The 24,122-nt window shown below is 46.9% G+C and carries 30 protein-coding genes; 11 read left to right on the top strand and 19 right to left on the bottom strand.

The genetic code is table 11. From position 1 onward, the window contains the following. Nucleotides 1-47: 47 nt before the first annotated feature. The 16 genes from LSG37_RS14745 to LSG37_RS14670 form a co-directional block, all read right to left on the bottom strand. A complete protein-coding gene (locus tag LSG37_RS14745; protein ID WP_233080612.1) occupies nt 48-527 on the bottom strand; it encodes a MarR family winged helix-turn-helix transcriptional regulator in 480 nt (159 codons plus the stop codon). Nucleotides 528-625: 98 nt separating this feature from the next. Next, nucleotides 626-1,762, bottom strand: a complete 1,137-nt coding sequence (locus LSG37_RS14740; protein ID WP_233080611.1) for a DUF418 domain-containing protein — start codon at nt 1,760-1,762, stop codon at nt 626-628. Between the two features lie 15 nt (nt 1,763-1,777). After that, a complete protein-coding gene (locus tag LSG37_RS14735) occupies nt 1,778-3,403 on the bottom strand; it encodes a methyl-accepting chemotaxis protein (protein WP_233080610.1) in 1,626 nt (541 codons plus the stop codon). Between the two features lie 124 nt (nt 3,404-3,527). Next, nucleotides 3,528-4,355, bottom strand: coding sequence for an aminotransferase class IV (locus tag LSG37_RS14730; RefSeq protein WP_233080609.1), 828 nt, complete (start codon nt 4,353-4,355; stop codon nt 3,528-3,530). 65 nt (nt 4,356-4,420) lie between these two features. Beyond that, the gene (locus LSG37_RS14725) at nt 4,421-5,269 is read right to left on the bottom strand and encodes a glutamate cyclase domain-containing protein (RefSeq protein WP_233080608.1); all 849 of its coding nucleotides are present in this window, start codon (nt 5,267-5,269) and stop codon (nt 4,421-4,423) included. Next, nucleotides 5,266-6,210 carry a 5-oxoprolinase subunit C family protein gene (locus tag LSG37_RS14720; protein ID WP_233080607.1) on the bottom strand — a complete coding sequence of 315 codons (945 nt, stop codon included), beginning with the start codon at nt 6,208-6,210 and terminating at the stop codon, nt 5,266-5,268. The genes LSG37_RS14725 and LSG37_RS14720 overlap by 4 nt, the downstream gene beginning before the upstream one ends. Next, complete coding sequence (locus LSG37_RS14715; protein WP_233080606.1) at nt 6,210-6,911, bottom strand: 5-oxoprolinase subunit B family protein; 702 nt, start codon at nt 6,909-6,911, stop codon at nt 6,210-6,212. Before LSG37_RS14715 ends, LSG37_RS14720 begins: the two co-directional genes overlap by 1 nt. Then, nucleotides 6,908-7,663, bottom strand: a complete 756-nt coding sequence (locus LSG37_RS14710) for a 5-oxoprolinase subunit PxpA (RefSeq protein WP_233080605.1) — start codon at nt 7,661-7,663, stop codon at nt 6,908-6,910. The genes LSG37_RS14715 and LSG37_RS14710 overlap by 4 nt, the downstream gene beginning before the upstream one ends. Further along, a complete protein-coding gene (locus LSG37_RS14705) occupies nt 7,663-8,445 on the bottom strand; it encodes a putative hydro-lyase (RefSeq protein WP_233080604.1) in 783 nt (260 codons plus the stop codon). The genes LSG37_RS14710 and LSG37_RS14705 overlap by 1 nt, the downstream gene beginning before the upstream one ends. 169 nt (nt 8,446-8,614) lie before the next feature. Then, nucleotides 8,615-11,737 carry an efflux RND transporter permease subunit gene (locus tag LSG37_RS14700; protein WP_233080603.1) on the bottom strand — a complete coding sequence of 1,041 codons (3,123 nt, stop codon included), beginning with the start codon at nt 11,735-11,737 and terminating at the stop codon, nt 8,615-8,617. A 3-nt stretch (nt 11,738-11,740) separates the two neighbouring features. Next, nucleotides 11,741-12,883: an efflux RND transporter periplasmic adaptor subunit gene (locus tag LSG37_RS14695; protein WP_233080602.1), complete on the bottom strand. Its 1,143-nt coding sequence runs from the start codon at nt 12,881-12,883 to the stop codon at nt 11,741-11,743. Nucleotides 12,884-13,080: 197 nt separating this feature from the next. Next, nucleotides 13,081-13,731 carry a BON domain-containing protein gene (locus LSG37_RS14690; protein ID WP_233080601.1) on the bottom strand — a complete coding sequence of 217 codons (651 nt, stop codon included), beginning with the start codon at nt 13,729-13,731 and terminating at the stop codon, nt 13,081-13,083. A gap of 23 nt (nt 13,732-13,754) precedes the next feature. Beyond that, nucleotides 13,755-14,297 (bottom strand): ferritin-like domain-containing protein, encoded by a 543-nt coding sequence (locus tag LSG37_RS14685; protein ID WP_233080600.1) that lies wholly within the window; start codon nt 14,295-14,297, stop codon nt 13,755-13,757. A 147-nt stretch (nt 14,298-14,444) separates the two neighbouring features. Beyond that, nucleotides 14,445-14,717, bottom strand: coding sequence for a hypothetical protein (locus LSG37_RS14680; RefSeq protein WP_233080599.1), 273 nt, complete (start codon nt 14,715-14,717; stop codon nt 14,445-14,447). A 28-nt stretch (nt 14,718-14,745) separates the two neighbouring features. Continuing rightward, nucleotides 14,746-15,609 (bottom strand): OmpA family protein, encoded by an 864-nt coding sequence (locus LSG37_RS14675; RefSeq protein ID WP_233080598.1) that lies wholly within the window; start codon nt 15,607-15,609, stop codon nt 14,746-14,748. Further along, nucleotides 15,606-16,025, bottom strand: a complete 420-nt coding sequence (locus LSG37_RS14670; protein WP_233080597.1) for a DUF4398 domain-containing protein — start codon at nt 16,023-16,025, stop codon at nt 15,606-15,608. The genes LSG37_RS14675 and LSG37_RS14670 overlap by 4 nt, the downstream gene beginning before the upstream one ends. Before the next feature lie 323 nt (nt 16,026-16,348). Between LSG37_RS14670 and LSG37_RS14665 the strand changes: the two genes are divergently transcribed. The 4 genes from LSG37_RS14665 to LSG37_RS14650 all read left to right on the top strand — a co-directional run bounded on the left by LSG37_RS14665 (nt 16,349) and on the right by LSG37_RS14650 (nt 18,330). Beyond that, nucleotides 16,349-16,699 (top strand): ElaB/YgaM/YqjD family protein, encoded by a 351-nt coding sequence (locus tag LSG37_RS14665; RefSeq protein WP_233080596.1) that lies wholly within the window; start codon nt 16,349-16,351, stop codon nt 16,697-16,699. 50 nt (nt 16,700-16,749) lie between these two features. Next, the gene (locus tag LSG37_RS14660; RefSeq protein ID WP_233080595.1) at nt 16,750-17,172 is read left to right on the top strand and encodes a phage holin family protein; all 423 of its coding nucleotides are present in this window, start codon (nt 16,750-16,752) and stop codon (nt 17,170-17,172) included. Further along, nucleotides 17,169-17,462, top strand: coding sequence for a hypothetical protein (locus LSG37_RS14655; RefSeq protein ID WP_233080594.1), 294 nt, complete (start codon nt 17,169-17,171; stop codon nt 17,460-17,462). Before LSG37_RS14660 ends, LSG37_RS14655 begins: the two co-directional genes overlap by 4 nt. Nucleotides 17,463-17,601: 139 nt before the next feature. Then, nucleotides 17,602-18,330, top strand: coding sequence for a Crp/Fnr family transcriptional regulator (locus LSG37_RS14650; protein ID WP_233080593.1), 729 nt, complete (start codon nt 17,602-17,604; stop codon nt 18,328-18,330). A 56-nt stretch (nt 18,331-18,386) separates the two neighbouring features. On the opposite strand, the gene LSG37_RS14645 is transcribed toward LSG37_RS14650, so the two are convergent. Beyond that, nucleotides 18,387-18,755 (bottom strand): hypothetical protein, encoded by a 369-nt coding sequence (locus LSG37_RS14645; RefSeq protein WP_233080592.1) that lies wholly within the window; start codon nt 18,753-18,755, stop codon nt 18,387-18,389. 98 nt (nt 18,756-18,853) lie between these two features. Beyond that, the gene (locus LSG37_RS14640; RefSeq protein ID WP_233080591.1) at nt 18,854-19,372 is read right to left on the bottom strand and encodes a DUF4142 domain-containing protein; all 519 of its coding nucleotides are present in this window, start codon (nt 19,370-19,372) and stop codon (nt 18,854-18,856) included. A 328-nt stretch (nt 19,373-19,700) separates the two neighbouring features. On the opposite strand from LSG37_RS14640, the gene LSG37_RS14635 reads away from it, so the two are divergent. Next, on the top strand, nt 19,701-20,429 hold the full coding sequence (locus LSG37_RS14635) for a Crp/Fnr family transcriptional regulator (RefSeq protein WP_233080590.1): 729 nt from the start codon (nt 19,701-19,703) through the stop codon (nt 20,427-20,429). Nucleotides 20,430-20,451: 22 nt separating this feature from the next. Here LSG37_RS14635 and LSG37_RS14630 read toward each other — a convergent pair whose 3' ends face one another. Further along, the gene (locus LSG37_RS14630; RefSeq protein WP_233080589.1) at nt 20,452-20,628 is read right to left on the bottom strand and encodes a hypothetical protein; all 177 of its coding nucleotides are present in this window, start codon (nt 20,626-20,628) and stop codon (nt 20,452-20,454) included. 196 nt (nt 20,629-20,824) lie between these two features. On the opposite strand from LSG37_RS14630, the gene LSG37_RS14625 reads away from it, so the two are divergent. The 6 genes from LSG37_RS14625 (at nt 20,825) to LSG37_RS14600 (ending at nt 24,081) form a co-directional block, all read left to right on the top strand. Beyond that, nucleotides 20,825-21,556, top strand: coding sequence for a Crp/Fnr family transcriptional regulator (locus tag LSG37_RS14625; protein WP_233080588.1), 732 nt, complete (start codon nt 20,825-20,827; stop codon nt 21,554-21,556). A 93-nt stretch (nt 21,557-21,649) separates the two neighbouring features. Further along, nucleotides 21,650-22,063 (top strand): PRC-barrel domain-containing protein, encoded by a 414-nt coding sequence (locus LSG37_RS14620; RefSeq protein WP_233080587.1) that lies wholly within the window; start codon nt 21,650-21,652, stop codon nt 22,061-22,063. A gap of 153 nt (nt 22,064-22,216) precedes the next feature. Continuing rightward, nucleotides 22,217-22,363 carry a lmo0937 family membrane protein gene (locus tag LSG37_RS14615; protein WP_233080586.1) on the top strand — a complete coding sequence of 49 codons (147 nt, stop codon included), beginning with the start codon at nt 22,217-22,219 and terminating at the stop codon, nt 22,361-22,363. Nucleotides 22,364-22,466: 103 nt separating this feature from the next. Further along, complete coding sequence (locus tag LSG37_RS14610; protein ID WP_233080585.1) at nt 22,467-22,778, top strand: BON domain-containing protein; 312 nt, start codon at nt 22,467-22,469, stop codon at nt 22,776-22,778. Nucleotides 22,779-22,901: 123 nt separating this feature from the next. Then, the gene (locus LSG37_RS14605) at nt 22,902-23,249 is read left to right on the top strand and encodes a hypothetical protein (RefSeq protein WP_233080584.1); all 348 of its coding nucleotides are present in this window, start codon (nt 22,902-22,904) and stop codon (nt 23,247-23,249) included. 19 nt (nt 23,250-23,268) lie between these two features. Further along, nucleotides 23,269-24,081: a BON domain-containing protein gene (locus LSG37_RS14600; RefSeq protein WP_233080583.1), complete on the top strand. Its 813-nt coding sequence runs from the start codon at nt 23,269-23,271 to the stop codon at nt 24,079-24,081. Nucleotides 24,082-24,122 lie beyond the last annotated feature (41 nt).

The raw sequence follows: 24,122 nt of genomic DNA, 5'->3' as shown, positions 1-24,122 counted from the left end.
TAAATAAAAAAAAGGGCCTAAAAGGCCCCTTCCTATCGCTTTATTATTTATAATTTTTTAGTTAACTGTGCTCTGAGCTCTACCAATTCCTGGCGTAAAGCATGAATTTCAGTTTCCGCCAAACCACAACTTAACCCTACAGTGCGGTTCACCTGCACGGCTTGATCACGCATGGCCCAACCCGCTTTGGTTAAGCGAATTTCCAAGGTGCGTTCGTTTTGTGGATTACGGGTGCGGACCAATAAGCCCATAGCTTCCATGCGTTTTATCACCGGAGTTAAAGCGCCAGAGTCTATGTGGAGTTGCTCGCCCACGTCTTTGAGCGCCAGACCATCGTTTTGCCACAAAATCAGCATAATTAAATACTGTGGATAGGTTAAACCTAAAGTATCGAGCAAAGGTTTATACATTTTGGTCATAGCTAAAGAGGTGGAATACAAAGCAAAACATAGCTGCTGATCCAAATGTAATGCTTTTTGGCTTTGTGCATCTAAGGTTGTAGTGCTGTGATCTGAAGAACTCGCCATGCTGAAAATTGCCTTTGCCTGAATAAATAAACCGCAAGGTTAATCAGCATGCCGCTAAAGGTCAACTTCTTCTCTGTGTTTAGTTTTTCTTATTATTTTTATAAGCCGGTGTGACTGGTTTTACGTTCTAATTTCACACTAAGCCGCCGGTACAGCCGCTCAAACCACCATAATTGATCGTTTTTGTAATACAGCTGCACCCAACAAAGCTGCAGTGCCAGAAAACCCGAGGCAATAAGGGTCAGAGAGGCTCTGTCTAAAACGCCAAACCACTCTGGGCAGAACCAGCGAAACAGTAATACCATCGCCACAGACTGCCAAAGATACAAAGACAAAGAGCAACGACCGCAGTATCTGAGCAGTTCAGTGACGCTAGGCAAAGCTGGCGCGACCAGCATAAACAACCTGATGTAAATCAACGCAAAACACAAGTCGGAGATCATTTGAAATGACAGCGGGGTTTGTTTTTCAACTGAGAGGCCAGTCCAGGTGAATGGCACTAAAGCGCAACCAAAAGCAATCAGCACCAATTTATAAAAGTGCTTTTTTAATAGAGCCTGCCAGTCGGACTGCATGCCCCAGATCGCAAGTAGCATGATGCCACCAAACCACCAGTAACTAACAAACAGCAAATCGAGCACTAACAATCCAACATACTTAAATTGATGCCATAGCTGATCACTATAAGACCCTGTATACACAGCAAGCAGTTTTGCAGTCTCTGCCGGCTCTTCAACTTGCCCGCCAGGAGCCAGCCAGATCAGCGTTGGAAGAACCAGCCCTGCAGCCAGATAGTGTTTGGCATAACGAAGTTGATGATCGGGTGTCCAGTGCAGTGCCTGTTGCCATAACAGCCCTGATGCCACCACGGCATACATCAGCAGAATATCACCCGACCAGACAAACATGGCGTGGCAAAGCCCCATCAGCAACAAGGCTGACATTCTGGCTTTCAGCTTGATGGCAGACGAGCCAGATTGGCACCACAACAGATACAAGCTGGCACCAAATAACAGGGTTAGCAGACTGATAAATTTACCGCGGATAAATACCAGATACAGCTGATGCTGCACCTGCGATAAAACAGATATAGAGTCTGATAATCCAGCCTTTTCTGCCAGTTCCAGCGGATAAGCAAAGGCAAAAATATTAGCAAATAAAATCATCAGCACTGCAAAACCACGCAGTGCATCAAACTGATGCACCCGGGCTGAAAGCGAAGATACTGCGTCCATGCAAAGAACCTGTAGTTACACTTTAAAACGCGTGACTAAGGTATTTAAATCCACAGCTAAGCGGGATAACTCATGAGCAGAAGCACTGGTCTGGTTAGCACCTGCCGCAGTTTGTGCAGCTAAATCACTGATGTTAACAATATTACGATCAATTTCCCTAGATACTTTGGCCTGTTCCTCAGCAGCACTTGCAATCACCAGATTACTGTCGCTGATTCTATTAATCCGCTGGGTAATAACGGAAAGTGCCTGACCAGCAGCCTGAGCTACTGTTAAAGCATGGCCAGCTTTATCACTGCTGTGTTTCATAGCATTTACCGCATCGCCAGTGCCACTGCGAATTTTGGCAATCATTTCCTCAATTTCACGGGTTGAGGTTTGAGTTCTGTGGGCCAAAGCCCGCACTTCATCAGCGACCACAGCAAAGCCTCGGCCTGCATCTCCTGCCCGCGCCGCTTCTATTGCAGCATTAAGCGCCAGTAAGTTAGTTTGTTCAGCAATAGCACGGATCACATCCAGCACTTTGCCTATGTCCTGCGATTGCACAGCCAGGCCTTGAATCAGCTCTGAAGTCAAAGCCACATCCTGATTCATATCACGGATAGCGGTCACAGTTTCATCCACCTGTTGTTGACCTTGTACCGCCAATTTGGCCGACTCAGTAGATTGCTCCGAGGTTTGAACCGCGGTTTGCGCTACTTCATCCACTGCTGAACTCATTTCGGTTATGGCTGTTGCAGCTTGCTGAATTTCATCATTTTGCTGTTGCAAACCCCGGGACGAATCTTCAGTCACTGAATTCAGTTCTTCTGCTGCTGATGCCAATTGAGTCGCAGAATTGGAAATATGGCTCATGGCGTCACGCAGGTTGTGCTGCATTTTTTGCAGAGCCGCCATCAAACGACTGGCTTCATCATCACCACTGGTCGTTATTTTTTGAGTTAAATCACCTGATGCTACAGTTTCAGCCACAACCAGAGCGTCTGTCATAGGGACTGTGATACTGCGTGTCATCCACAAGGCAATAAAAATGCTGACCGCAATACCTGCCACTATGGCAATAATCACCAAAATTTTACTGGTATCGTAATTTTCAGCCGAAAGAGCTGTCTGATATTTCGAGTAGTCTCTATTCAGTTGAGCCAGCTGCACCAGCGCTTTGGTCATTTTATCGGAATGACCTGTTAACTCTTCATTACTGAGCCGGGCTGCCTCCGCTTTATTTCCTGCATCTAAAGCCTGTAACAAAAGGCTTTGAGCTGCAAAATAGTCCTGTTGAGCACTGCTAAACTGCTGATATACCGAACGTTCTTCGTCAAGAGAAATCAGATTTTCGTACAACTTCTGATACTCAGTGACCTCAGTTCTCACTTTAGCCAATGCAGCCTGATAATCTGCTTTTTGTGTTTCGGTTTCGGCCAGCATCAGGCGAAAGGTAAAGATCCGAACCCGCATCATGCTTAAATTTAGTGCTGCCAGACTATCCAGACTAGGAATAGTGTCATTTTCTATCTGTGCTGATACATCGCGCATTTGTGCCATATTCATTAGCGCCATGCTGCCTTGCAACACCACCAACAACCCCAATACCGCAAAACCAGCTAATAAGCGGGCCCCAATTTTATAATTCCTTAAAAACATACCTATCCCTTCCTATTTATTTGATTTTTATAGCGAGTATTCTGTTTAACCTAAAGCATAGGCGACAACTTATAGAAAAAATTAAAATGTTCCAAATAATTAAAATGTTGCAGATAATTAGCTGTTAATAAGTGTATTTAAACTCGCTAAATAATTGCTGCGCCTGCAGCCATCTAGTGCCAGGGGCTGCGTTGCCAATAGCTTGCCCATCCACTTCAATCACAGCGGCCACTTCTTTACTGGAACTGGTTAGCCACACCTCGTCTGCGCAAAGCACTTCGTTTTTGCTGACAGGCCGCTCTTCCACCTGGATAGTACTGTGCTGACGCAAAATACTCAGCAGCAACTGACGGGTAATACCGGGTAAAATCTGAGAACTCAAAGGCGGCGTGATCACAACGTCGTTTTTGACAATAAACACATTGGTCGAGCTGCCTTCAGTTAAAAAGCCTTGTTCATCAAACAAAATACATTCGTTTAACCCCAAAGCCGCTGCTTGCTGATGATGCATTACATTCCCCAGCAAAGCCGTAGATTTAATATGGCAACGCTGCCAACGTAAATCTGTGGCAGTCATCACTTTATAGCGCGGCGCTTTGTCGATATCCGCTTCTGGTTCAGCAGCTATATCAAAGCAGTAGGCAAAAATAGTGGGCGGAATATCCTTCGGGTAAGCATGGGCCCTTTTGCTGTCGGTGCCACGACTGACATGCAGATAAATCCCCAGGTTACCCGCACCGTTTTGTTGGATCAGTTGCAGTACCAATGCTTTCCAGTCTTGTGCTGTTAAAGCACAGCGGATCTCCAGTGCAGCTAACCCTTGTTGTAAGCGCTCGATATGGGCGGTAAACCCAACACAAAGTCCGGCATAAGACGGGATCACTTCATAAATACCATCACCAAACAAAAAGCCTCTGTCCATAGGCGAGATTTTTGCGTCTTCTGCAGGCATAAATTGCCCGTTTAAATACACCACATTCATCTTTTAGCACTCAGCATAGTTTTTTCCGTTCGTTGTTATTTTGCAAAACACAGCTGTTGTAAGTCGTGAATTAGCTGCATCGCATGTTCTGGAGGCAAACTGTCTTCGGTGACGCTGGCAAGGCCTGTCACACCATCAACACAACCCCGACTGACCAAATACTGTAAAAGTTGGGCCGGCTGACAATCGAGCAACCAGCCCTCGCCTGTTTCTGCATCTTTGATTGCTGATACCAAAGCCAGCAGTCCATAGGCAGCCCAGTTAGATACATCCGCCAGCAATAATTCATCACAGCCAGTTACTGCAGGGGTAATAGCCAGCTGCGACACCGCTTGATAAAGATTTCCCATGCCAATCTCATTGCCACCATCCCCTATAGCTATAGTTGGGCAGCTGGCTTGTTGAAAAAACACATCAAAGTTGGCACAGCGGGCGCTGATATCCACTCCCCGCATATTGTAATAGCGACCATCAGCGGCCAAACCTGGTCTTTCTATTGAAATAATTAATTCAGGAGTTAACTGCTGCAACGATTGACGGGCAAATGCTGCCGCATCGACGCTGTTGACCGGCAACTCAAGGCAGCTATAGTCGCTTTTTAGCGCAGAAAACAAAGGATCACCACAGGCCAGCATAGCCCTGGCTCCCAGCTTTTCGACAAGCTGATACAACACAATAGCCCCCACAGGTCCGTCGGTTTCAAAACTATTACCGACCGGAAAACCTGTGCCTATCAGCACCAACCCTTTAGTATTTGCGATTAAACGGGCAGCTCTTAAGTAAGAACCTGGTTTCAGATAAGGCAATAAGGTCGCCATACCCCGTACATTCTGCCTTACCAGCATTTGCTCTATCTGTTGGCTGAGTGGTAGCAAATCTTTCAAACCAGACTCCGGAATTCCATAGCAAGCTCCGCCCAGTAGCGACTTTGTTGCCTCTGTTCTGCTTCAAGCTGCTCTGGTGCTACAGGGTAAAAACGGATCTGATGGCCTTGCTGAGACTGCGCCAAAGCTGCCGCATGCCGTGCCAGAACAACACCGGGTTTAGGGTAGCCCCCTAAGGTTTGTCTGTCGTTTAACAGCACTATAGGTAAACCATCAGGCGGCAATTGCACTGCGCCATAACAAATACCTTCGGATAACAACGCCCTTGGCGGGTACAACAACGGCTCACCTTGCAAACGATACCCCATGCGATCATACAAAGCGGACACCTGATAGTCGTTGCTGTACAGCTGCTGCCACTGAGACTCGTCAAACCAATGCTGCTGATAACCAGGTAGCAGGCCAAGTTCCAGCGGTGCTGAATAATCGGGCCAGAGTTTTTCAGGCAAAGCCCACAATAAAGGCCGGTAAACTGAAGCCGCAGGTAAAAACTGGCCTTGCTGCAACGCTTCTCCGGCAATGCCTCCGACTTTTTCCCGCAGCACAGTGCTGTTGCTGCCAAAGTCTTTTGGCAATTTAAAACCTCCGGCTACGGCCAAATAACAACGGAGGCCGGATTTGGCAAAACCAAGTTCAAGTACATCATCTTTTTTTATACGGTGAGTGTGCCATAAGCTTTTAGGCTGACCGTTGACTGTCAGTGGCATAGCACCACCAGTCACACAAAACACAGTGTCTGTTAACGCCAGCAGGCTAAAACCACCCACTGCGACTTCAATCTGACAGCTGGGGGTTGGGTTTTGTAGTAATAAATCGGCGATACGATAGCTGGCATAATCAGCAGGCCCGCCCTGAGTTAACCCCAAATGGGCAGAACCAAAACGGCCCTGGTCCTGCAAGCTAGCTACTACTCCTGCTTTTAATACGACAAAAGCAGACATCAGCACAACTCCTGCGGCAACTGGCCACCTAAAGCGAAAAACTCATCTCTGCTGATGGATTGAAAACGCACTTTATCCCCTACAACAAAAGGCATTAGAGGCTTTGCTGTGCCTGCGTTGTCAGGTTCAAATAAGGGCGTTGGGCATAAACCTAAAATATTCCAGCCCCCTGGTGATTCAGCCGGATAGACAGCGGTTTGCCGATCGGCAATAGCAACAGCACCTTTGGGCACTTTAGCGCGTGGGCTTTTTAATCGTGCTGTGGCAAGACGTGCGTCTAATTCACCCAAATAGGCAAAACCCGGTGCAAAACCTATGGCGTACACTCTGTACTCAGCAGACTGATGCAGTTCAATCACCTGATCTGTAGTTAACCCTGCCTTTTGGGCTACATGGTCCAGATCCCAGGCATTGTGGTAATACACAGGCAAAGTCAGCTGTTGGCCTTGCGGTTCAGTATTGGCAGCGCTGAGTACAAGCTGTTGTTCCAGCATAGTTTTAATAGCCAACAGCCCTTTATGCGGAGCTTTGAGCACAATCAGCAATGACGCATAAGAGGGCAACAATTCCTGCAGTTGCTCATCAAGTAAGCTGCGGATTTGGTATTGCAACTGCTGAAGCTGTGAAAGATTCTGCGCTGATATTTCTGCTGATAAATACAGGATCAGCGCATTTTCACCTGCCAGTTCAAGTTGGATCATGTTGTACCCAGTAACGTGCGAATGGACTGCACTAAGGCAAGTGCTGCTGGATTATCGCCATGCACACACAAGGTATCGGCCTCAATAACCACTTTATCCCCTGTATCACTTTGCACTGTGCCACTTTGCAGTAACTGCTGCACTTGCACTAAAGCGGCCTGATGATCTAATACGCTGCCCGCCTGACTGCGGGGTGTTAACGAACCATCACTCTGATAGCGTCTGTCAGCAAAAGCTTCAAATAGCAATTCAAGCTTGTAACGCTCTGCCAACAGCTTATGTTGTTTTGCAGAGCCCGTGGCCAAAAGCATCAGCTTTAAGGGTTTATGGTAACTGGCAACAGCATGCATCACAGTTTCAAGCAAGGCCGGGCTTGCCATCATATCGTTATACAAAGCGCCATGTGGTTTGACATAACTAAGCTCCAACCCAAGGCTTTTTGCCACCCCATCCACTGCAGCTATCTGGTACCAGAGTAAATGCTTTAACTCATCAGCCGCCATTTTTACCGAGCGGCGACCAAAACCCTGTTTATCGTCGTAGCTCGGATGAGCACCAATCTCTACCTGATATTTTTTAGCCAAAGTTAAGGTGTTCACCAATACAGTAGGATCTCCGGCATGAAAACCACAGGCTATATTGGCCTGATCAATCAGCGGCATCACTTCTACATCCAGCCCCAGTTGATAAGCGGCAAAACTTTCGCCTAAATCACAATTAAGTTTGATAACAGGTTTGATAACAGCTTTCATTAAAAACTCGCCAAAGAAGAATTTAAAAGATCGGTCACCAGCATATGACCAGGGCTGTGGCTAATACAAAAATCTGGTTTGGCTTGTTTAATTACGGCCGCAAGCGTGACTCCACAAGCCCAGAACACCGGTACTTCACCTGATCTGATGCTGACGGCTTCACCATAATCCGGTGATCGGATATCAGAAATACCAATAGCCTGTGGGTCGCCAAAATGCACAGGGGCACCGTGTACTGCTGGAAAACGACTACAAATCTGAATAGCACGAATCGCATCCGCAGGCTTCATAGGTCTCATGCTGACCACCATGTTGCCAGAAAAACGTCCCGCGCTGGCGCATTGCAGGTTCGTGTTGTACATAGGTACATTTTTGCCTTCGCTGATATGCCGGATTTCTAATCCTGCGGAAAGCAATGCTTCTTCAAAAGAAAAAGAGCAGCCAATTAAAAAACTGACCAGATCATCCCGCCATAAAGCGCGGATATCCTGCACTTCGTCCACCAGTTCACCTTGTTTAAAGATACGGTAGGAAGGTAAGTCGCTGCGAAGATCAAGATCCTTACCAAGTTCCGGCAGTAAAAACTGGCCAGGTTCAGACACCGCCGCTAAAGGACAAGCTTTAGGATTACGCTGGCAAAACAGCAAAAATTCAGCAGCCCAGCTTTGTGGCAATATCGCCATATTGCACTGCACATAACCTTGAACCAAACCACTCGTCTGGCTATTGAACTGCCTTAATCTGATCTGCTGGCGTAACTGGTAGGGCGTAAGCAAATCCATTTTGACTACCTGAACAATGAGACATAAGTTCATACTAACGGATTTAATGAGCCATCCCAAGCCTGCCATAACCAAGGTAGACCAAAGCACTATTTAACCCGTTAAAAAGAAACGTCACTGGCCTGAAGCAAAAAAGAGCACCGCAGTGCTCTTTTTACAATGGTCAGAGTTATTTCAAAGTCAGTGGCACCTGATAGTCCGCCTGCACAGGAACGCGATGCCCCATGAATCTTACTTTAAGTTTGCGCTTAGCTGTTTCCAGACTATCGTAGAAGGTAGGCACCACCAGTAAAGTCAGTACAGTAGAGGTGATAACCCCTCCTATCACCGCTATACCCAAAGGTTTGTAAAAAGCTGAGCCTTCGCCAATGCCAATAGCAACAGGCAACATACCTGCCACTAAAGCAAAAGTAGTCATAAGTATAGGACGTAAACGCTCACGACCAGCCGCTATTAACGCCTGTTCCAGATCAAGACCTTCTCGTTCTTTTTTGCGGGCGCAGTCAATCAATAAAATGCCATTTTTCACTACTATGCCCATCAGCATAACTACCCCTATTAAGCTCATCAGGTTTAAGGTAGCGCCCGCTATCAACAGCGACAACACCACACCAATCAGCGACAGCGGTAAGGACATCATAATAGACACAGGAGCCAGAAAGCTGTGGAATTGTACTACTAAAATCAGATACATCAGCATCACAGCTAAACCAAGAGCGCCAAAGATACTACCAAAGACTTCTTCCTGATCCCGGCTTTGACCACCACGAACTACGTCATAACCAGGTGGGAAAGGAATAGTACTCAACAGTTTTTTAGCATCAGCGTCCACTTCACCAAAACTGCGGCCCTGAACGTTGGCGCCCACAGCCATCATACTTTGACGATCCAAATGTTCGATGACAGCTGGCCCTTTGCCTACAGTCACAGTCGCAATTTGCTCCAGCGGTATCATGGCACCGGTGCGGCTTGATAACAGCGGTAAACGTTCCAGATCCTGCACCGTCATCCGCTCTTCCGGCCGGATACGCACGTAAACGTTGCGGGTTTCGCCAGTAGGATCTATCCAGTCACCAATTTCAGCCCCAGCAAAAGCCAGACGTAACGCATTGGCGGCATCATTCATCGACAAGCCTAAGCTCGACGCCAAACCCCGGTTAAATTCAATTTGCAGCTCAGGTTTAGGGTCTTGAGAAGATAAGCCGACATCGACAGCTCCAGGTATGGTTTTTAACTGCTCCATAAAATCCATCACCAGCCCTTCCAATACTCTGCTATCCGGACCACGGAATTGAATTTGTAAGGCTTTACCACCACCGCCGCCATTTAAATCAGCAGAGACTGTATATTCTGCGCCAACCAGTTGCTGCACTTTGGATCGAAGCTCAGCTGCAATTTCACGTGAACTGCGGCTGCGTTCCATTTCTTTGGTCAATCTGACAAAGACCTGAGCTCTGGTGATATTGCCCTGAGTTCCGACTGTGGTTTGGGTGTACAGCTGCTCAGGCAACTGACGGGCTATAGCAGCAGCCTGCTCCGCTTTAATGCTTGTATATTCAATACTGGCCTCTGAAGGCGCACGCACTGAAATAACTATACCGCCATCGTCTGTTTCCGGCAGGAAGCCCGAGCCGCCATACATGCCTTGTAAAGCGATAGCACCAAAAAATGAACCAAAAGCCAGGATCCACATGGATTTGCGGTGTTTTAATGCCCAGCCAATCAGCTTGGAATAACGCTCTGCCTGATGATCAAACCAGATATTAAAACCTTGCAGCACTTTACCCAAACCACGGCGCTTGGCATTTTTATCATGATCCGGATCATGCCAGTAGGCAGACATCATAGGGTCGAGTGTAAAAGAGATAAACAAGGACACCAATACAGAACAGGCGACCGTCAGAGCAAAAGGTTTGAACCACTGGCCGGTAATCCCATCCAGAAAAGCGATAGGAATAAATACCGCGACAATAGACATGGTAGTGGCAATAACAGCCATGCCAATTTCACGGGTGCCATCACGGGCCGCAGTCATATTGTCTTTGCCCATTTCCATATGGCGCACAATGTTTTCCCGCACCACTATGGCATCGTCAATCAGAATACCTATGGCCAGTGACAAGCCCAATAAGGACATAAAGTTCAAGGTAAAACCACAAGCCCAGACGGCAATAAAAGAGGCCAGTACAGAGGTAGGTAAAGCCAGTGAGGTAATTAAAGTAGAACGCCAGGAGTTTAAAAACACAAAAACTGTCACTATGGTCAGCAAAGCTCCGACAGACAACGCCTCTGTGACATTACGCATACTGGCCGCAACATCTTCCCCCGAGTCACGCACTACCACCAGTTCAAAATCAGCAGGTAAGGTTTTCTTTAATTGATCGATTTTGACTTTAATATCATCAGTCACACTAATAGTGGATGCGTCACGGGCTTTGACTACGTTAATACCTAACGAAGCCACACCGTTAAAAATGGATAAACGGCGCTGCTCTGCCGCACCATCCACCACATCGGCCACTTGGTCTAACCGAATAGCTTGATCGCCGTTGCGTTTGACCACCATTTGTTCAAATTCACGCACATCCCGCAAGCGACCCTGAATACGAATGCCCTGCTCTTCCATGCCATTCACCACACGCCCCACCGGAGCGGCCACGTTTTGAGCACGCAGCGCACTAACCACATCCATAGCCGACACATTGGCTTCACGCATGGCGTTTGAGTTAAGGAATATGGTCATTTCACGCTCTTTTTCCCCTTCAAGCGTGACTAAAGCAACACCGGGAACAGAACGAATTTCACGGGCAATCTGATGCTCTGCCAGTTGCGACAATTCAATCGGATCCATCGAAGTTGAAGACAGTGCCAACGACATAATAGGCTGAGCGTTTGGATCTTCACGGCGCAGGAAAGGCTCTTTCATTTCAGTCGGCAGTTTGTCACGTACTACAGCGACCGCATCACGCATTTCCTGTGAGGCTTCAATCAGATCTTTATCAAATTCAAAAATAGCCACTATCACCGCATTAGACTCACGGGCATAAGAGCGCAGTTCGCGCATGCCGGTAATAGTAGCCATCGAGTCTTCTACCCTGTTGAGGATTTCACGCTCGACAGTTTCGGGAGAGGCTCCAGGATAAGGAATATTCATCACCAGCACAGGCGGCTGTACATCAGGAAATTGGTTGGTTTTTAAATTGGTCATCGCAAAATAACCAAAAATCATCATGGCAAGGGTCACTGCCACCACCACCATAGGGCGCTTGATACTAAAATCAGATAAAAACATGGTTTAGTTTCCTGTGCTGACTTTAGCTGATGTTTGTTCAGACGAAACTTGAGGTGCACTGGCCAATTCAGCCTTGCCACCGTCGGTTAAGGCTCCTTGTGGATGGCGTAAAATCTGAGCGCCGGACACCACGCCGGACAACACCTGCTGCGTGCCCCAACGTTCGTCTTTATCCCCCAATTTCACTTCAGTTTTTTTCAGCTCATTGTTGGCAAACTGCCAGACAAAGTTTTTATCGCCTTCACGAATAAGCGCCGATTCAGGCACCATCAAGGCATCGCTGTTTTGCGCTTCAACATGACCTTCGGCATACAAACCTGCAACTAGGGACTGTTCTTTTAACTCCATGGCCACTAATAACTGCACCTGACGGGTGCTTTCATTGGCCAGTGGATTAATACGCTCTACTGTACCAGTGAAAAACTGGCCACTGTAGCCATTGACTTTAAAGGTAACTTTATTGCCCACTTTCACCTGACCTACCCGATCTGCGGCCACATAACCTTCAAATCGAATACTGGCCGGGTCAATCAGTACCATCAGACCTTTGCCTATCTGAGCTGTATCACCAGCTGAAACTTTACGGGTAGCCACAACACCTGAAAATGGCGCTTTGACTTCAGTTTTTTCCATCTGCTGGCGGGCTTCAACTAAACGGGCACGAGCAGAAGCTAAATCAGACTGAACCTGATTGGCTTTGTTTTCAGCCGCTTCCAGCCCTTCCTGGGTCACTAAACTTTGTTTAGATAAAGACTGCATACGTTTCAGTTGACGATTGGCTTGTTCCAGTGTGACCACAGCCGAACGTTCTGCTTCCTGAGCAGATAATAATTTGTCGCGGTAGGTGGTTTGATCAAGCTTCACCAGCACATCACCGGTTTTCACCAAATCCCCATTGTCTTTGAGGACCTGCATGACGATGCCAGAAACCTCAGCATTCAATTCAGCTTTCACCACTGGCTGCAAAGAGCCTGAGATCACAGGACCACGGGCCAGTGTACTTTCAGTTAACGTCAGTAAATCTTGCGACACCAATTGCAATGGTTTTGCCGTAACCTCTACTGTGGCAGCGACTTCTGGTTTAGAGCAGGCCGCTAAAGTGCTGGTTATGCACAAAGCGATTAATGTCATTTTTATAGTTTTCATGGTCCAGACCCATCCGGTAATCAAGCAAGCTTAGATACTTTTTTATTCAGGTCACTATAAGATAGTCAGAAGTTTCAGTCCTGCGAAAAGGGTAACAAGTTGTAACGGCTAAAAAGCAAAATACAGATCAGGGATCTGTATTCTAATCTGGGCAAAGAAACAGGGTTAAACTGAAGGAGATAACAAAGGAAGGGCCGTTACAGCACGTAAATATGGTCTGTGACGTGGGACACGCCAGGCGTGCTCCACACCGACACTAATGCTTTATCATGCTCGGACCAGCTGTTGACTGTGCCCGTCAACACCACATCGGATTCAATCACTTCGACCACTATGGCGGACTCCATTTTTCGGCTTTGTCGTGCCAAAGCAGTTTCGATGTCTTTTTTAACCGTGCCCGCCAGATTTTTTGGCGTTAAACGGATCTGATTTGTGACCCCACGTACACCAGCAAGATAACGCAAAGCTTCAGTCGCAGCACGACGCTGGTAATCAAAAGCAACCTCACCTGTTAAGTGGATCCAGCCCATAGACACAGTGAGCTCAATACCTTGAGGCGGAATATGACTGGACCATTGCAGCACAGCTTCAGCCACCCGTGTTAAATCAACGTCCTGATAGACATGCTGATGCGGCAATGACACCACAAGTTGGTTATCCAATGACTGTACACCATAGACTCTGTGCACCGCACACTGCACATGCCAGAGTTCAGCCAGAGAAGACACTCTGCCCGATAAAGTCACTATGCCACCATGCACTAAAACATGAATAGAGTCGGCCTGCACGGCACTGTCCCATGTCAGCTCTGCCTTGATATCCATGGTCAATTGTTGATCTGATTTCATCGATTCCATTCCTGGTGCTTAGGCTAATTGTGCTGCTCCGGCAGCCCCCATAATAAGCTGGCCAGTTCATCGGCATGCTCTTCTTCGGTTTGTAAAATTTTCTGGATAAGGGCGGCGCTGGTTGGATCATCATCGCCGATAAACAACAGTACTTCTTTGTAATGATCGATAGCCACCCGCTCTTCGACCAGATTTTCTTTGATCATTTCATATAAATTCTGCCCGGAGCCAAATATAGACTGACCCCGCTCTATCACTCCTTGTGGAGAAAAATCAGGCTCTCCACCCAATTGCACTATGCGGGCGGCCAGCCAATCCACATGCTGTAATTCTTCATTGGAATGATCTAAAAATTCGGCAGCCACTGTATTGGCATGAATACCTTTGGCTAAAAAATAATGACTGCGATACCGCAACACACAGATCAGCTCAGAGGCTAAAGCTGCATTTAATAAACGCACCAACTCATTGCGTCCGGCCTGATACCCCTGAGTCACAGCACCTGTCTCTACGTGTTGCCTTGCATGTTGGCGCAGTAATTTATGATCGGTAATAAGTGGTCTCATCAGCACTTCCTTTTGAATAATACAGTTAACTTACTGTACAAAAATCAGGCTGAATGTGCGTTAACGCACTAATTTGACAAAAAACGATGAAATAATCAGGCAAGTGAAATACAACACAGATGTGCAGGGGGAAGTCCACACATCGGGTTAATCAGGTGATAGCTGGCAGCTTTGTTTAAAGCGGTTGATTTGATGGTCCGCCTGCTCTCGCGACAAGGCGTAATGCTCCTTAAGCAATCGGCTTAGTCGATGCGGCATGCCTTCTGATTGCAGTAAATCGGCTCTGGATAATTTGTTCCAGCACTGCTGCGCTGCATCCAGATTGTTTAACCAGAATTGTTGCTGTTCAAGCAAAGACCCGGCAGCGGATGTCGCTGCCGGGTGATTTGGTTTGTTGTTTGGTTTACTAAGGGTTTTCATCAACAAAACTCCTGTAGTCTGCTAAAAACTAAAGTGCTGCTGTCGCTGTATTGGCAATAATCACTTCTACCCTGCGATTTTGCTGACGGCTGGCGGCAGATTCATTGTCGGTAACTGGCGCATGCTCACCTAAACCTCTGGCCGTTAAGCGATTAGAAGCAATCCCCTGAGCTTCCAGATAACGGCGCACTGAATTAGCACGACGCTCAGATAAACCCTGATTGGAATCTGAACTGCCAATACTGTCGGTATGACCTTCAATCTGCACTGTACGGTCCTCGTAACGATTTAAAAAGGCGGCCAGTTTCGACAAGTTGTTCAGTGAGCCTTCCTTAAGTTCAGCACGTCCTGTATCAAACAGTACATCACCTAAAGTTACCACCCAGCCTCTTTCGGTTTCTTTTGCATTCAGTTCAGCGATTTGTTGCTGTAACTCCAAAGCTTGTTGCCTGGCCAATTCTGATTCAGCTTCAGCTGCTGTTGCATCCTGCCGGGCTAATTTGGCGTCATACCGGGCCGCATCCGCTTCCTGAGTTCTGGAATCCAGACGCGCATCGGCTTGTTGTGCACCTAAGGTTTTGTATTGCTCGTCCAGATAACTGGTTTGGGCTACAGCTTTGGCTATTTCCACTTTCTTATCTGCCAGTTTTACTCTGTACATCGCCAGGGCTTTGTCTTTCGTTGGCTGCTCAGCAGCTAATACAGCTGTTGTGGCCTGCTGTAGTGGCAACACGGCTCTGTTCGCCAGATTCGGGTCGGCTTGTAATGCTGTCAGCTTTTGTCTGACCTCATACGAACCCTCAGGTTTTTCCACCTTAGAACTACAGGCAGATAAAGTCATCACACCGGCAACCAGCACAAGAATTGGGGTCGTCCTTGTTAAAATTTTCATTGCATTTGTCCTGTTTTACGTTGCATTTCCTGCCTTAACACATCGATATTTTTTTGCATATCGTCAATCACAGCGCGGACTTTTCCTTCACTGGCACGGGCAGATGCCAGTTCAGCACCAGCCTTGGATAGCTCGGCATAGCGGCTGGCCGCCAGCATGTCTTCATTCTGAACTGCAGTACGGGCTGACACTAAATCAGCTCTGGCTTCCAGTAATTCAGGTAAGGCGTAATCACTTGCTGTGATGCGTTCAGCAGCAGCAATAGCTTGTTCTGCAGCCTGGATCTGGCCTACAGGAGCTTCTGGTGCTGAAGCGCAAGACGCAAGTACAACTGTCAGGCTTAACATCAATACAGTGTTGCGGACAGATGGATAACGGCTTGATAAATACGAAGATAAATTCGTGGATAGATACATGGTAACTCCCTGATCAATAATCAAAAAACAACAACAAACAGCAAAGCTCTTCCTGAAACTCACCCAATACGAGCCTGTCTGTTTTTGCATACTGAACCTTAAAATCACAGCCTTCGGTGCGCTGGCGCTCATATAACTCTGTTACTTTTCATGTAAAAATTAAAATAAAAAACATTTAATACAAAGTTAATTAGCTACTTTGTGCTCTGACCCACATACAGGACCATTTAGGTGCTATAGTCTGGCCCCTCACTCTGAGCAAAAGGATTTGACGGTCAGATTTTTCAGGGACCAGATTGCCACCCACATAAAAGGATGTATTTATGCCAACTCGTACCGATGGCGCAGCTCAAAACTCAAGCCAGAGCGGCCCGGCTTTAACTGATGAATTCCACAATTTTATTGCTGACATCGAAGATTTACTCAAAACCACCACGTCATTAACCGGCGCAGAATTTGAGCAAGCCAAGAAAAAGCTGACTGAACGTGTGGCTACAGCCAAAGCGTCAGTGGAAGATATAGGCCAGAACTTTGCAGCCAAAGCACGCCACTCTGCTGAAGTAACAGACCGTTATGTGCACCAACAGCCTTGGCAGTCTATTGCTGTCTGTGCAGCGGCCAGCTTCATATTAGGCGCTTTTGTCGCCCGTTGTAGCGGTTCAGGCTCTAAATAACATGACGTACACCGACCCTTTGAGGTCGGTTTTTTTTGAATGGAGTTTGCATGTCGACACCTGAAATGGAAAATGCCAACAAAGGCTCAGTAGGTTTTGACCCTGCCCGCTGGCTCTGGTTGCTCGATAAAGCCAGCCCGCAACTGATCACACAGTTGGGTTTGCACGGGCAGTTGATGCATTTGGAATGGCAACAGGAAAAACGCCGTTTGCAATGGATCATGCTCTACAGTGTGCTGAGCATCAGTTTTGTATTTTTGGCCTTCCTGTTTGCAGGTTTTGCTTTGCTTTATCTGAACAGAAATAACGAGAGCTTTACCTTAGTGATTTGGACTTTGCCAGTGGTTTTTACCTTACTAGCAGCGGCCTGTTTTTTTATCATCTACCGCTTAGGCAGTAAAGGTCAGAGCGCCTTTAGCGCAAGTTTTCAAGAGCTTAAAACCGACCTTCAGCTGTTAAGGCGTCAGGTATGACTACTGGAAAGCCGTTACCACTACAAGTCCAAATTCTGTTGTTACGCCAGAAAATGACACAGCAACGCCTGTTGATCCAACAATACATAGGGCCACAGCAACAACAGGATGCGGATCAGTTTCCCCGCAGCCTGGGCATGAGATTGTTACAGCAACAGTTATCCGGCGCGGCCCCCTGGTTGATGGTGCTGAAAAACAAACTGCATGGCAAAGAGTCGGCTTTACTCTGGTCTGCTGCCCTGACGTTGGGCCAGCACTGGTTGAAAAAAAAACGTCACACCGAGGAATAACTGCTGTTTAAGTCTGTGGATCACAGATTAATTTTATTCGCTAAGACCTCTATGTACGACGACGTACAGACTTCAACAGCAGAACAGCTGAAGCTGGTGTCGATCGGTCTCGATCGTCAATTTATGCATGGAGTTTCAGATGCCTCATTTAAAAGGCCTACAGGAAAACCATCTGCTGGCCGCTCTGCCTGTCGATGTTCAGGAAAGATTGTTTCCTCATATGGAGTCTGTTGAATTACCTCTGGGCAAAGTGTTGTATGAATCCGGTGATACCCTGCGTTATGTCTATTTCCCGACCAATGCCATCGTTTCATTGTTGTATGTGATGGAAAGTGGCGCTTCTGCCGAAATTTCGGTGGTCGGTAATGAAGGCTTAATTGGTGTTGCACTCTTTATGGGCGGCGAAAGCACCACCAGCAGAGCCATAGTGCAAAGCGCAGGCCTGGCTTATCGTTTATTAGGACAACGTTTAAAAGATGAATTCAACCGCCATGGTGCTTTGCTGCATACCTTGCTGCGCTACACTCAGGCGCTGATCACTCAGATGGCACAAACGGCCGTCTGTAACCGCCATCACTCCATTGACCAGCAATTGTGTCGCTGGTTGTTGTTATCGCTGGACCGGCTGGAAGGCAATGAGCTGGTGATGACACAAGAACTGATTGCCAATATGCTGGGGGTACGCCGTGAAGGCGTTACAGATGCAGCAGGTCGTTTACAACGCTTAGGGGTGATTGAATACCACAGAGGCCGTATTCAAGTGCTTGATCGCGCCAAACTTGAAAGCTTAAGTTGTGAATGTTACGCCGTTGTTCGAAAAGAATCAGATCGTTTATTGCCTTGGGCCAAATACACAGACAAAGTTTAACCTTGGGTTTCATACTTCGTTTTAGCTAAGTTTTATCCCTAATGGCCCGGGCATTATCAGCCGCTTCGTAATGCGTGTATCAGCTCAAGCTGAGTCATAGATGAACTGCCACTAATATGCTTTTTTCTGGCTTTTTTGCGCAGTGCGTCAATGGGCTGCTGCTCCAATGCAGTAGATTCAGCCAAAGCATGCTTATTTTTTACAGTATTTTTGGCGGAATCTTTGCGCACTGTTTTTTTCTGCCATTCAGAAGTTGCAGTCCCCTCATTTGTGAGGTCATCAGCACCGGATTGTTTATTCTTCGTGGTCCGGGCTATATGCTCAGTTTTTTTGTGTGAAACTGCTGCTTCCTCATCACTATCTTCTATGTATTTTGCTTTTCTTCGTTGCTCTTTGGTGTATTTATTTTCGCTTCCGATGGCCATCACATCCCCCTGTGCACTCAGCTGTCCGCTTCAACACGGATTCAAATGATAAGGCATCACCTGCCAACAGCTCTGGCTGCCAGCAGGAATGCTTGTAGTTATTCCTTGTCGTGTGTCGCGGCCAACTCTTTCGCCATTTTTAAATGATTTTGGAATTTAGGTAAGGTTTTAGTCGCGAAGGCTGCAATCTCAGCATCATCCGAGAGAGTGGCTCGCTGAAATAGCTCGATAGTGTCTTCGTGTGCCTTTACCTGATTCTTTGCATAAGCTTTATCGAAGGATTCACCATCACGTTGTTCCAACATGAATTTTTTCGCTTTATTGCTCAGTTCCGCCTCATCAGATAGCTCCAGGTTTTTCCGGCTTGCAATACCTGCGAGTTCGGCGTTAGCAGCTGAATGATCAGCAATCATTTTTGTGGCGAAAGCTTTGATATCAGCAGAGCTTGATTTCTGTTGCGCCATTTTTGCGCTCTCTACTTCTGCAATACCTTTTGCAGATACTTCTTCCACAAAGTCGTCGGCATCGATTTTATCTGCTGCAAAGGCCAGGCTTGATGCTGCACCGAAGATACATACCAGAGCGCCAGTGGATAGAATTCTATTCATGTTCATCATGGAATACCTCATTGGATTGATTTTGAATTCAAACAGATAAATCAGTGCCCGCTTAGCTGCCTCATGACTTACCTGCCGCAAATCGATAGTGGCGAATAAAAATGCACTATTCGGTATGGTATCGAACACAAAAAGGTAAAAACCGCAGCATCTGAAATGATGCAGAGCTGCTTGTTTTACTGATAATAAAAGCCAACTTAACTAATTGGATCTAAACAAATTTCATTTAAAAGCAATTCTCTGTACGACACCGCACATACTTCAGAGAAAAATCCGTTGATGCTAAGGTTGGTCAATGTCGACCCTGAGTTTATACATGGAGTTTTGGATGCATCATTTAAAAGGCCCGCAGCAAAATCACCTGCTGGCCGCTCTGCCTGTCGATGTTAATGAAAGATTGTATCCGCATATGGAATTTGTTGAATTACCTCTTGGCAAAGTTTTGTATGAATCCGGCGATACTCTGCGTTATGTCTACTTCCCCACCAATTCCATCGTCTCATTGTTGTATGTGATGGAAAGTGGTGCTTCCGCCGAAATTTCGGTCGTCGGCAAAGAAGGCCTGATAGGAGTCGCACTCTTTATGGGCGGTGACAGCACAACCAGCAGAGCCATAGTCCAAAGTGCTGGTCAGGCTTATCGTTTATTGGCGCAACGCATGAAAGATGAATTTAATCGCCATGGCGTTTTGCTGCATACCTTGCTGCGCTACACTCAGGCGCTGATCACTCAGATGGCACAAACAGCAGTCTGTAACCGCCACCACTCTATTGATCAGCAATTGTGTCGTTGGTTGTTATTGTCGCTGGACCGGCTGGAAGGCAATGAGCTGGTAATGACACAAGAACTGATTGCCAATATGCTGGGCGTACGCCGTGAAGGGGTTACAGATGCGGCCGGTCGTTTACAACGTTTAGGGGTAATTGAATATCACAGAGGCCATATTCAGGTACTCAATCGAGCCAAACTAGAAAGCTTAAGTTGTGAATGTTATGCCGTAGTGCGTAAAGAGTCAGACCGTCTATTACCATGGGCCAAAAACACAGCCAAAGTATAAAATTCCCTGCCCTATGAACCCATCAGCCAGTAACTGCTGTCGCTGTCTGATGTTTCTTCATAACCCGCTTTAATCGGCTACGCAGTTTTTGCATCAAAGCTGGGCTTAAACACAGGCTGTTTTTGTCTGTCCGCAAGGTTACTTTTGCCACAGGCAAAACAGCGGCTTGTTTCTTCACCTGATCGCTTGCTTCTGCCAATTTGAGCCTCCGCCTTTCTCTGCGTCATTATTGTCATTCGCTGAAACGCTTCAGTGAAACATGCAGCCTGACACAATGCTAAAACAGGCTTCTGTGCGCCAGCGCTCTGACACAGGAGTTTGGTGCTGTGGCGAACAGAAATCTGCAATTGAATCAAACAGACTGATTGTTAGTACTCTTCAACAAGGCGCGACCTATGCATACAGTCCTACCGCAAAACAAACTTTTGCAACAACTGTCTGACGAGGAACAACAAGCGATCATGCGGCACAGCAAAACCATCGATATGGAATTTGGTCAGGTGTTATGTGAAGAAGGAAAAAACTGCGGTTATGTTTACTTTCCTTTGTCGGGTTTTATCTCCATTCTGACGTCAATGCAACACAACCAGGGGTTAGAAGTAGGTTTAATTGGTAATGAAGGCATGCTTGGCGCTTTATCTTGTGTCGGCGTGCACACATCGCCTGTGCACGCCGTAGTTCAGGGGAACGGCACGGCCTTGCAAATTGAAACCGAAGTTTTTGCCACAGAACTGAAGCACAGCCTTCAATTACAGCAACTGTTGCAGCACTACCTGGCATTTTATGTGGTTCAGCTGACCCGTTTAGTCTGCTGCAATCATTACCATGAAACAGAACCCCGTTTAGCCCGCTGGCTGCTCATGACCCATGACAGAGCTGGCGGCGATCAGTTTTTTCTGACCCACCAGTATTTAGCGTCGATGTTAGGGGTCAGACGCAGTAGTGTGACCGAAGCTGCGGGTTCCTTGTTGCAAAAAAAAATCATCGATTATCACAGAGGCCAAATTCATATTTTAAATCGCGCAGCGCTGGAGAAAGCTTGCTGCAGCTGTTACCGCGATTTGCTCGACAAGCAGCAGCTTTTTTTACCTGACTTACCCTATCCAAACACTGGCTTTGTTCGTTGACGAACGGAACCTGGTGTTTGAACGGGGCAGACTCGGGGTCCGGTATGATGCCGCTGCGCCGGCAGCTCAGGCGAAAGCCTCAAGGAGTTCTCAGTGAATTACAACGATAAAGACCAATATGGCATTTATAAAACCAGTAGCCTGCTTGAAAACGGCAATCAAGGCCCAGGCCCAAGCCTGATGGGTGCCGAAACCCTGATAGGTAATGATGTCTACAATCACCATGAAGAAAAAGTGGGTGATATCAAAGAAATCATGTTGGATATGAACGCAGGCAAAGTCAGTTATGCCGTGTTGTCCTTCGGCTCTTTTTTAGGCATGGGTGAAAAACTATTTGCAGTGCCATGGAGCGCGCTGATCCTGGATACCGAAAACAAAAGATTTAAACTGGATATCGATAAAGACAGGTTAGATAACGCACCAGGCTTTGATAAAGATAACTGGCCTGATATGGCAGACACTACATGGCGTGAACTGATCCATAGCTACTACGACAGAACGAACTGATTAAGCAGCGCTTGATTAAAGCGTAAAAGTTGTAGTGCCAAGCTAAGCCCTGAACCCTGTTTCAGGGCTTTTTCATTATAAGTACGCTAACGCACAGACCGCTAAAAAGGCTTCGCTCAAAGTAGGCTTTTCCCTAAATATATGGAGTAATTCATGTTAGAAACTATTGTTGCGGTGCTGGTGATCTTATGGCTTTTGGGCATGGTCTCATCCTATTCGTTAGGTGGCGCTCTGCACCTGCTGCTGGTCGTTGCATTGGTACTTTTTGTATTACGTTTGGTGCAAAGACGTCGTCTCTGACCACAGAACTTCGGCATTATTCTGCTGTTTTATTGACTCAGGTTACTCAGTGAACCAGCCCAGTCCCGGGCCTGTAAAGAGTAACCTTTATTGGAGAATACCTATGACTATTAAACCATTATTGCTGGCTGCCTTGTTGGCAGTGACTGTACTTGGCAGCGTAAGCTGCGCCTCTACCAGTACCTCGGAAGGCACAGGTGAATATGTTGATGACACTGTGATCACAGCTAAAATAAAAGCTGCATTTTTGGCTGAAGAAGGCATAAAAGTAGCCGAGATTAACGTCGAAACCTTTAAAGGCGTAGTGCAATTAAGTGGTTTTATTAACTCGCGTGCTGACGCAGACAGAGCTATTACTCTGGCTCGTGGCGTCTCTGGCGTGATGTCGGTTAAAGATGATATGCGTATTAAATAAGCCTTTTCTTACTTTAGCGCGGCAGCGCACTGAAGTGCGCTTTGATTTCTCCTACTTTAGTTAAGCGTCACCCCCTGCATGCTTTGCACTTTCGCAGAAGCATGCAGGTCAAGGAGAATACTAATGACTACATCTAAAGATAAAACAGCAAAGATCAGTCCTATTATTGCCGGCACACCTATTAGTACGACCACAACAACCAAAGATCCAAAAACAACTATAGCGTCAACAGCTGCAACCACACACAAAAGCCAGGGCCTGACCAGCCCACAGCAAAACAAAACAACAGACGATGCCTGGCAAAAGCGTGTAGGCGCTGCCCATAAAGTATGGAGCAAACTGTCTGAAAGCGAGCTGAAAAAATCAGCAGGCGAACCGGCTAAATTAGCTGAACTGGTGCAACTGCGTTACTCAATCAGCCGGCCGGATGCCGATAAGCAAGTGAAGAACTTTATCGATAATCGCAGCTAATTAAGCCAAGGAGAGCAACATGAAATTGATCCAAAAACCACATTCAGTTGCACTGGTGCTGATGTTAACCAGTTTGTCAGTCCCAGTGATGGCGCAAGGCAATAAAGCCAATCAGGATGTGCTTGATGCCAGACTGGAAAGCCAGATACTGACTACTTATCAGCTCAGCCCTTATTTACGCCACGATAACATCAGTGTTGCAGTGGAAAATGGGAAGGCCACTATCACTGGCAAAGTAGAAAGTGATGTCAATAAAGATCTGGCCACTGAAATTGCCCAAGGCGTAAAAGGCGTCAACGATGTTGATAACAAGATGATCACTGAAGAAAACTACCAGACACCAGTGCGTACAGGTGAGTCAAGTTACGCCGAAATTATTGATGATGCCAGCGTCACCGCTGCAGTGAGATCTAAATTGATGTGGAGCCGTTATGTCGACAGCGGGAACACCAAAATCACCACCAAAAAAGGCATGGTGACGTTAACCGGAACAGCTGAAACGAAAGAAGCCAAGGAACTGGCGGGTAATTTAGCTATGACCACCCGCGGCGTCATGTCGGTGGACAATAAACTGACGGTAGAAGCCAACCCGGATAACAAATCCAAACCCGGTACTGTGATGGCAGACAGCTGGATCACGACCAAGGTTAAATCCACTTTTATGTACTCCCGTAATGTCGACGGTTCGGACATAGCGGTAAACACCACCAAAGGTGTGGTTACTCTTGAAGGCCTGGTTGACAGTGGCTCTGAAAAAGCTCTGGCCGTGCAACTGGCTGAAAATATCAAAGGTGTGCAAAGCGTAAAGGCTGGCAGTTTAACCTTTAAATAACTTGTTTTACGTCACGATTTTGCGGTTACAGCTGCTGATAT

It is taken from the genome of Rheinheimera soli, from assembly GCF_021290985.1.
In the GTDB taxonomy this organism is placed as follows: Bacteria; Pseudomonadota; Gammaproteobacteria; order Enterobacterales; family Alteromonadaceae; genus Pararheinheimera; species Pararheinheimera soli.
This window is presented reverse-complemented; position numbering and strand designations above follow the sequence as displayed.

Bases quoted from the DNA above. Each gene is read 5' to 3' on its own strand.
- LSG37_RS14745 (WP_233080612.1), bottom strand. From the start codon at position 527: ATGGCGAGTTCTTCAGATCACAGCACTACAACCTTAGATGCACAAAGC.
- LSG37_RS14740 (WP_233080611.1), bottom strand. From the start codon at position 1,762: ATGGACGCAGTATCTTCGCTTTCAGCCCGGGTGCATCAGTTTGATGCA.
- LSG37_RS14735 (WP_233080610.1), bottom strand. From the start codon at position 3,403: ATGTTTTTAAGGAATTATAAAATTGGGGCCCGCTTATTAGCTGGTTTT.
- LSG37_RS14730 (WP_233080609.1), bottom strand. From the start codon at position 4,355: ATGCCTGCAGAAGACGCAAAAATCTCGCCTATGGACAGAGGCTTTTTG.
- LSG37_RS14720 (WP_233080607.1), bottom strand. From the start codon at position 6,210: ATGTCTGCTTTTGTCGTATTAAAAGCAGGAGTAGTAGCTAGCTTGCAG.
- LSG37_RS14715 (WP_233080606.1), bottom strand. From the start codon at position 6,911: ATGATCCAACTTGAACTGGCAGGTGAAAATGCGCTGATCCTGTATTTA.
- LSG37_RS14710 (WP_233080605.1), bottom strand. From the start codon at position 7,663: ATGAAAGCTGTTATCAAACCTGTTATCAAACTTAATTGTGATTTAGGC.
- LSG37_RS14705 (WP_233080604.1), bottom strand. From the start codon at position 8,445: ATGGATTTGCTTACGCCCTACCAGTTACGCCAGCAGATCAGATTAAGG.
- LSG37_RS14700 (WP_233080603.1), bottom strand. From the start codon at position 11,737: ATGTTTTTATCTGATTTTAGTATCAAGCGCCCTATGGTGGTGGTGGCA.
- LSG37_RS14695 (WP_233080602.1), bottom strand. From the start codon at position 12,883: ATGAAAACTATAAAAATGACATTAATCGCTTTGTGCATAACCAGCACT.
- LSG37_RS14690 (WP_233080601.1), bottom strand. From the start codon at position 13,731: ATGAAATCAGATCAACAATTGACCATGGATATCAAGGCAGAGCTGACA.
- LSG37_RS14685 (WP_233080600.1), bottom strand. From the start codon at position 14,297: ATGAGACCACTTATTACCGATCATAAATTACTGCGCCAACATGCAAGG.
- LSG37_RS14680 (WP_233080599.1), bottom strand. From the start codon at position 14,717: ATGAAAACCCTTAGTAAACCAAACAACAAACCAAATCACCCGGCAGCG.
- LSG37_RS14675 (WP_233080598.1), bottom strand. From the start codon at position 15,609: ATGAAAATTTTAACAAGGACGACCCCAATTCTTGTGCTGGTTGCCGGT.
- LSG37_RS14670 (WP_233080597.1), bottom strand. From the start codon at position 16,025: ATGTATCTATCCACGAATTTATCTTCGTATTTATCAAGCCGTTATCCA.
- LSG37_RS14665 (WP_233080596.1), top strand. From the start codon at position 16,349: ATGCCAACTCGTACCGATGGCGCAGCTCAAAACTCAAGCCAGAGCGGC.
- LSG37_RS14660 (WP_233080595.1), top strand. From the start codon at position 16,750: ATGTCGACACCTGAAATGGAAAATGCCAACAAAGGCTCAGTAGGTTTT.
- LSG37_RS14655 (WP_233080594.1), top strand. From the start codon at position 17,169: ATGACTACTGGAAAGCCGTTACCACTACAAGTCCAAATTCTGTTGTTA.
- LSG37_RS14650 (WP_233080593.1), top strand. From the start codon at position 17,602: ATGCCTCATTTAAAAGGCCTACAGGAAAACCATCTGCTGGCCGCTCTG.
- LSG37_RS14645 (WP_233080592.1), bottom strand. From the start codon at position 18,755: ATGGCCATCGGAAGCGAAAATAAATACACCAAAGAGCAACGAAGAAAA.
- LSG37_RS14640 (WP_233080591.1), bottom strand. From the start codon at position 19,372: ATGATGAACATGAATAGAATTCTATCCACTGGCGCTCTGGTATGTATC.
- LSG37_RS14635 (WP_233080590.1), top strand. From the start codon at position 19,701: ATGCATCATTTAAAAGGCCCGCAGCAAAATCACCTGCTGGCCGCTCTG.
- LSG37_RS14625 (WP_233080588.1), top strand. From the start codon at position 20,825: ATGCATACAGTCCTACCGCAAAACAAACTTTTGCAACAACTGTCTGAC.
- LSG37_RS14615 (WP_233080586.1), top strand. From the start codon at position 22,217: ATGTTAGAAACTATTGTTGCGGTGCTGGTGATCTTATGGCTTTTGGGC.
- LSG37_RS14610 (WP_233080585.1), top strand. From the start codon at position 22,467: ATGACTATTAAACCATTATTGCTGGCTGCCTTGTTGGCAGTGACTGTA.
- LSG37_RS14605 (WP_233080584.1), top strand. From the start codon at position 22,902: ATGACTACATCTAAAGATAAAACAGCAAAGATCAGTCCTATTATTGCC.
- LSG37_RS14600 (WP_233080583.1), top strand. From the start codon at position 23,269: ATGAAATTGATCCAAAAACCACATTCAGTTGCACTGGTGCTGATGTTA.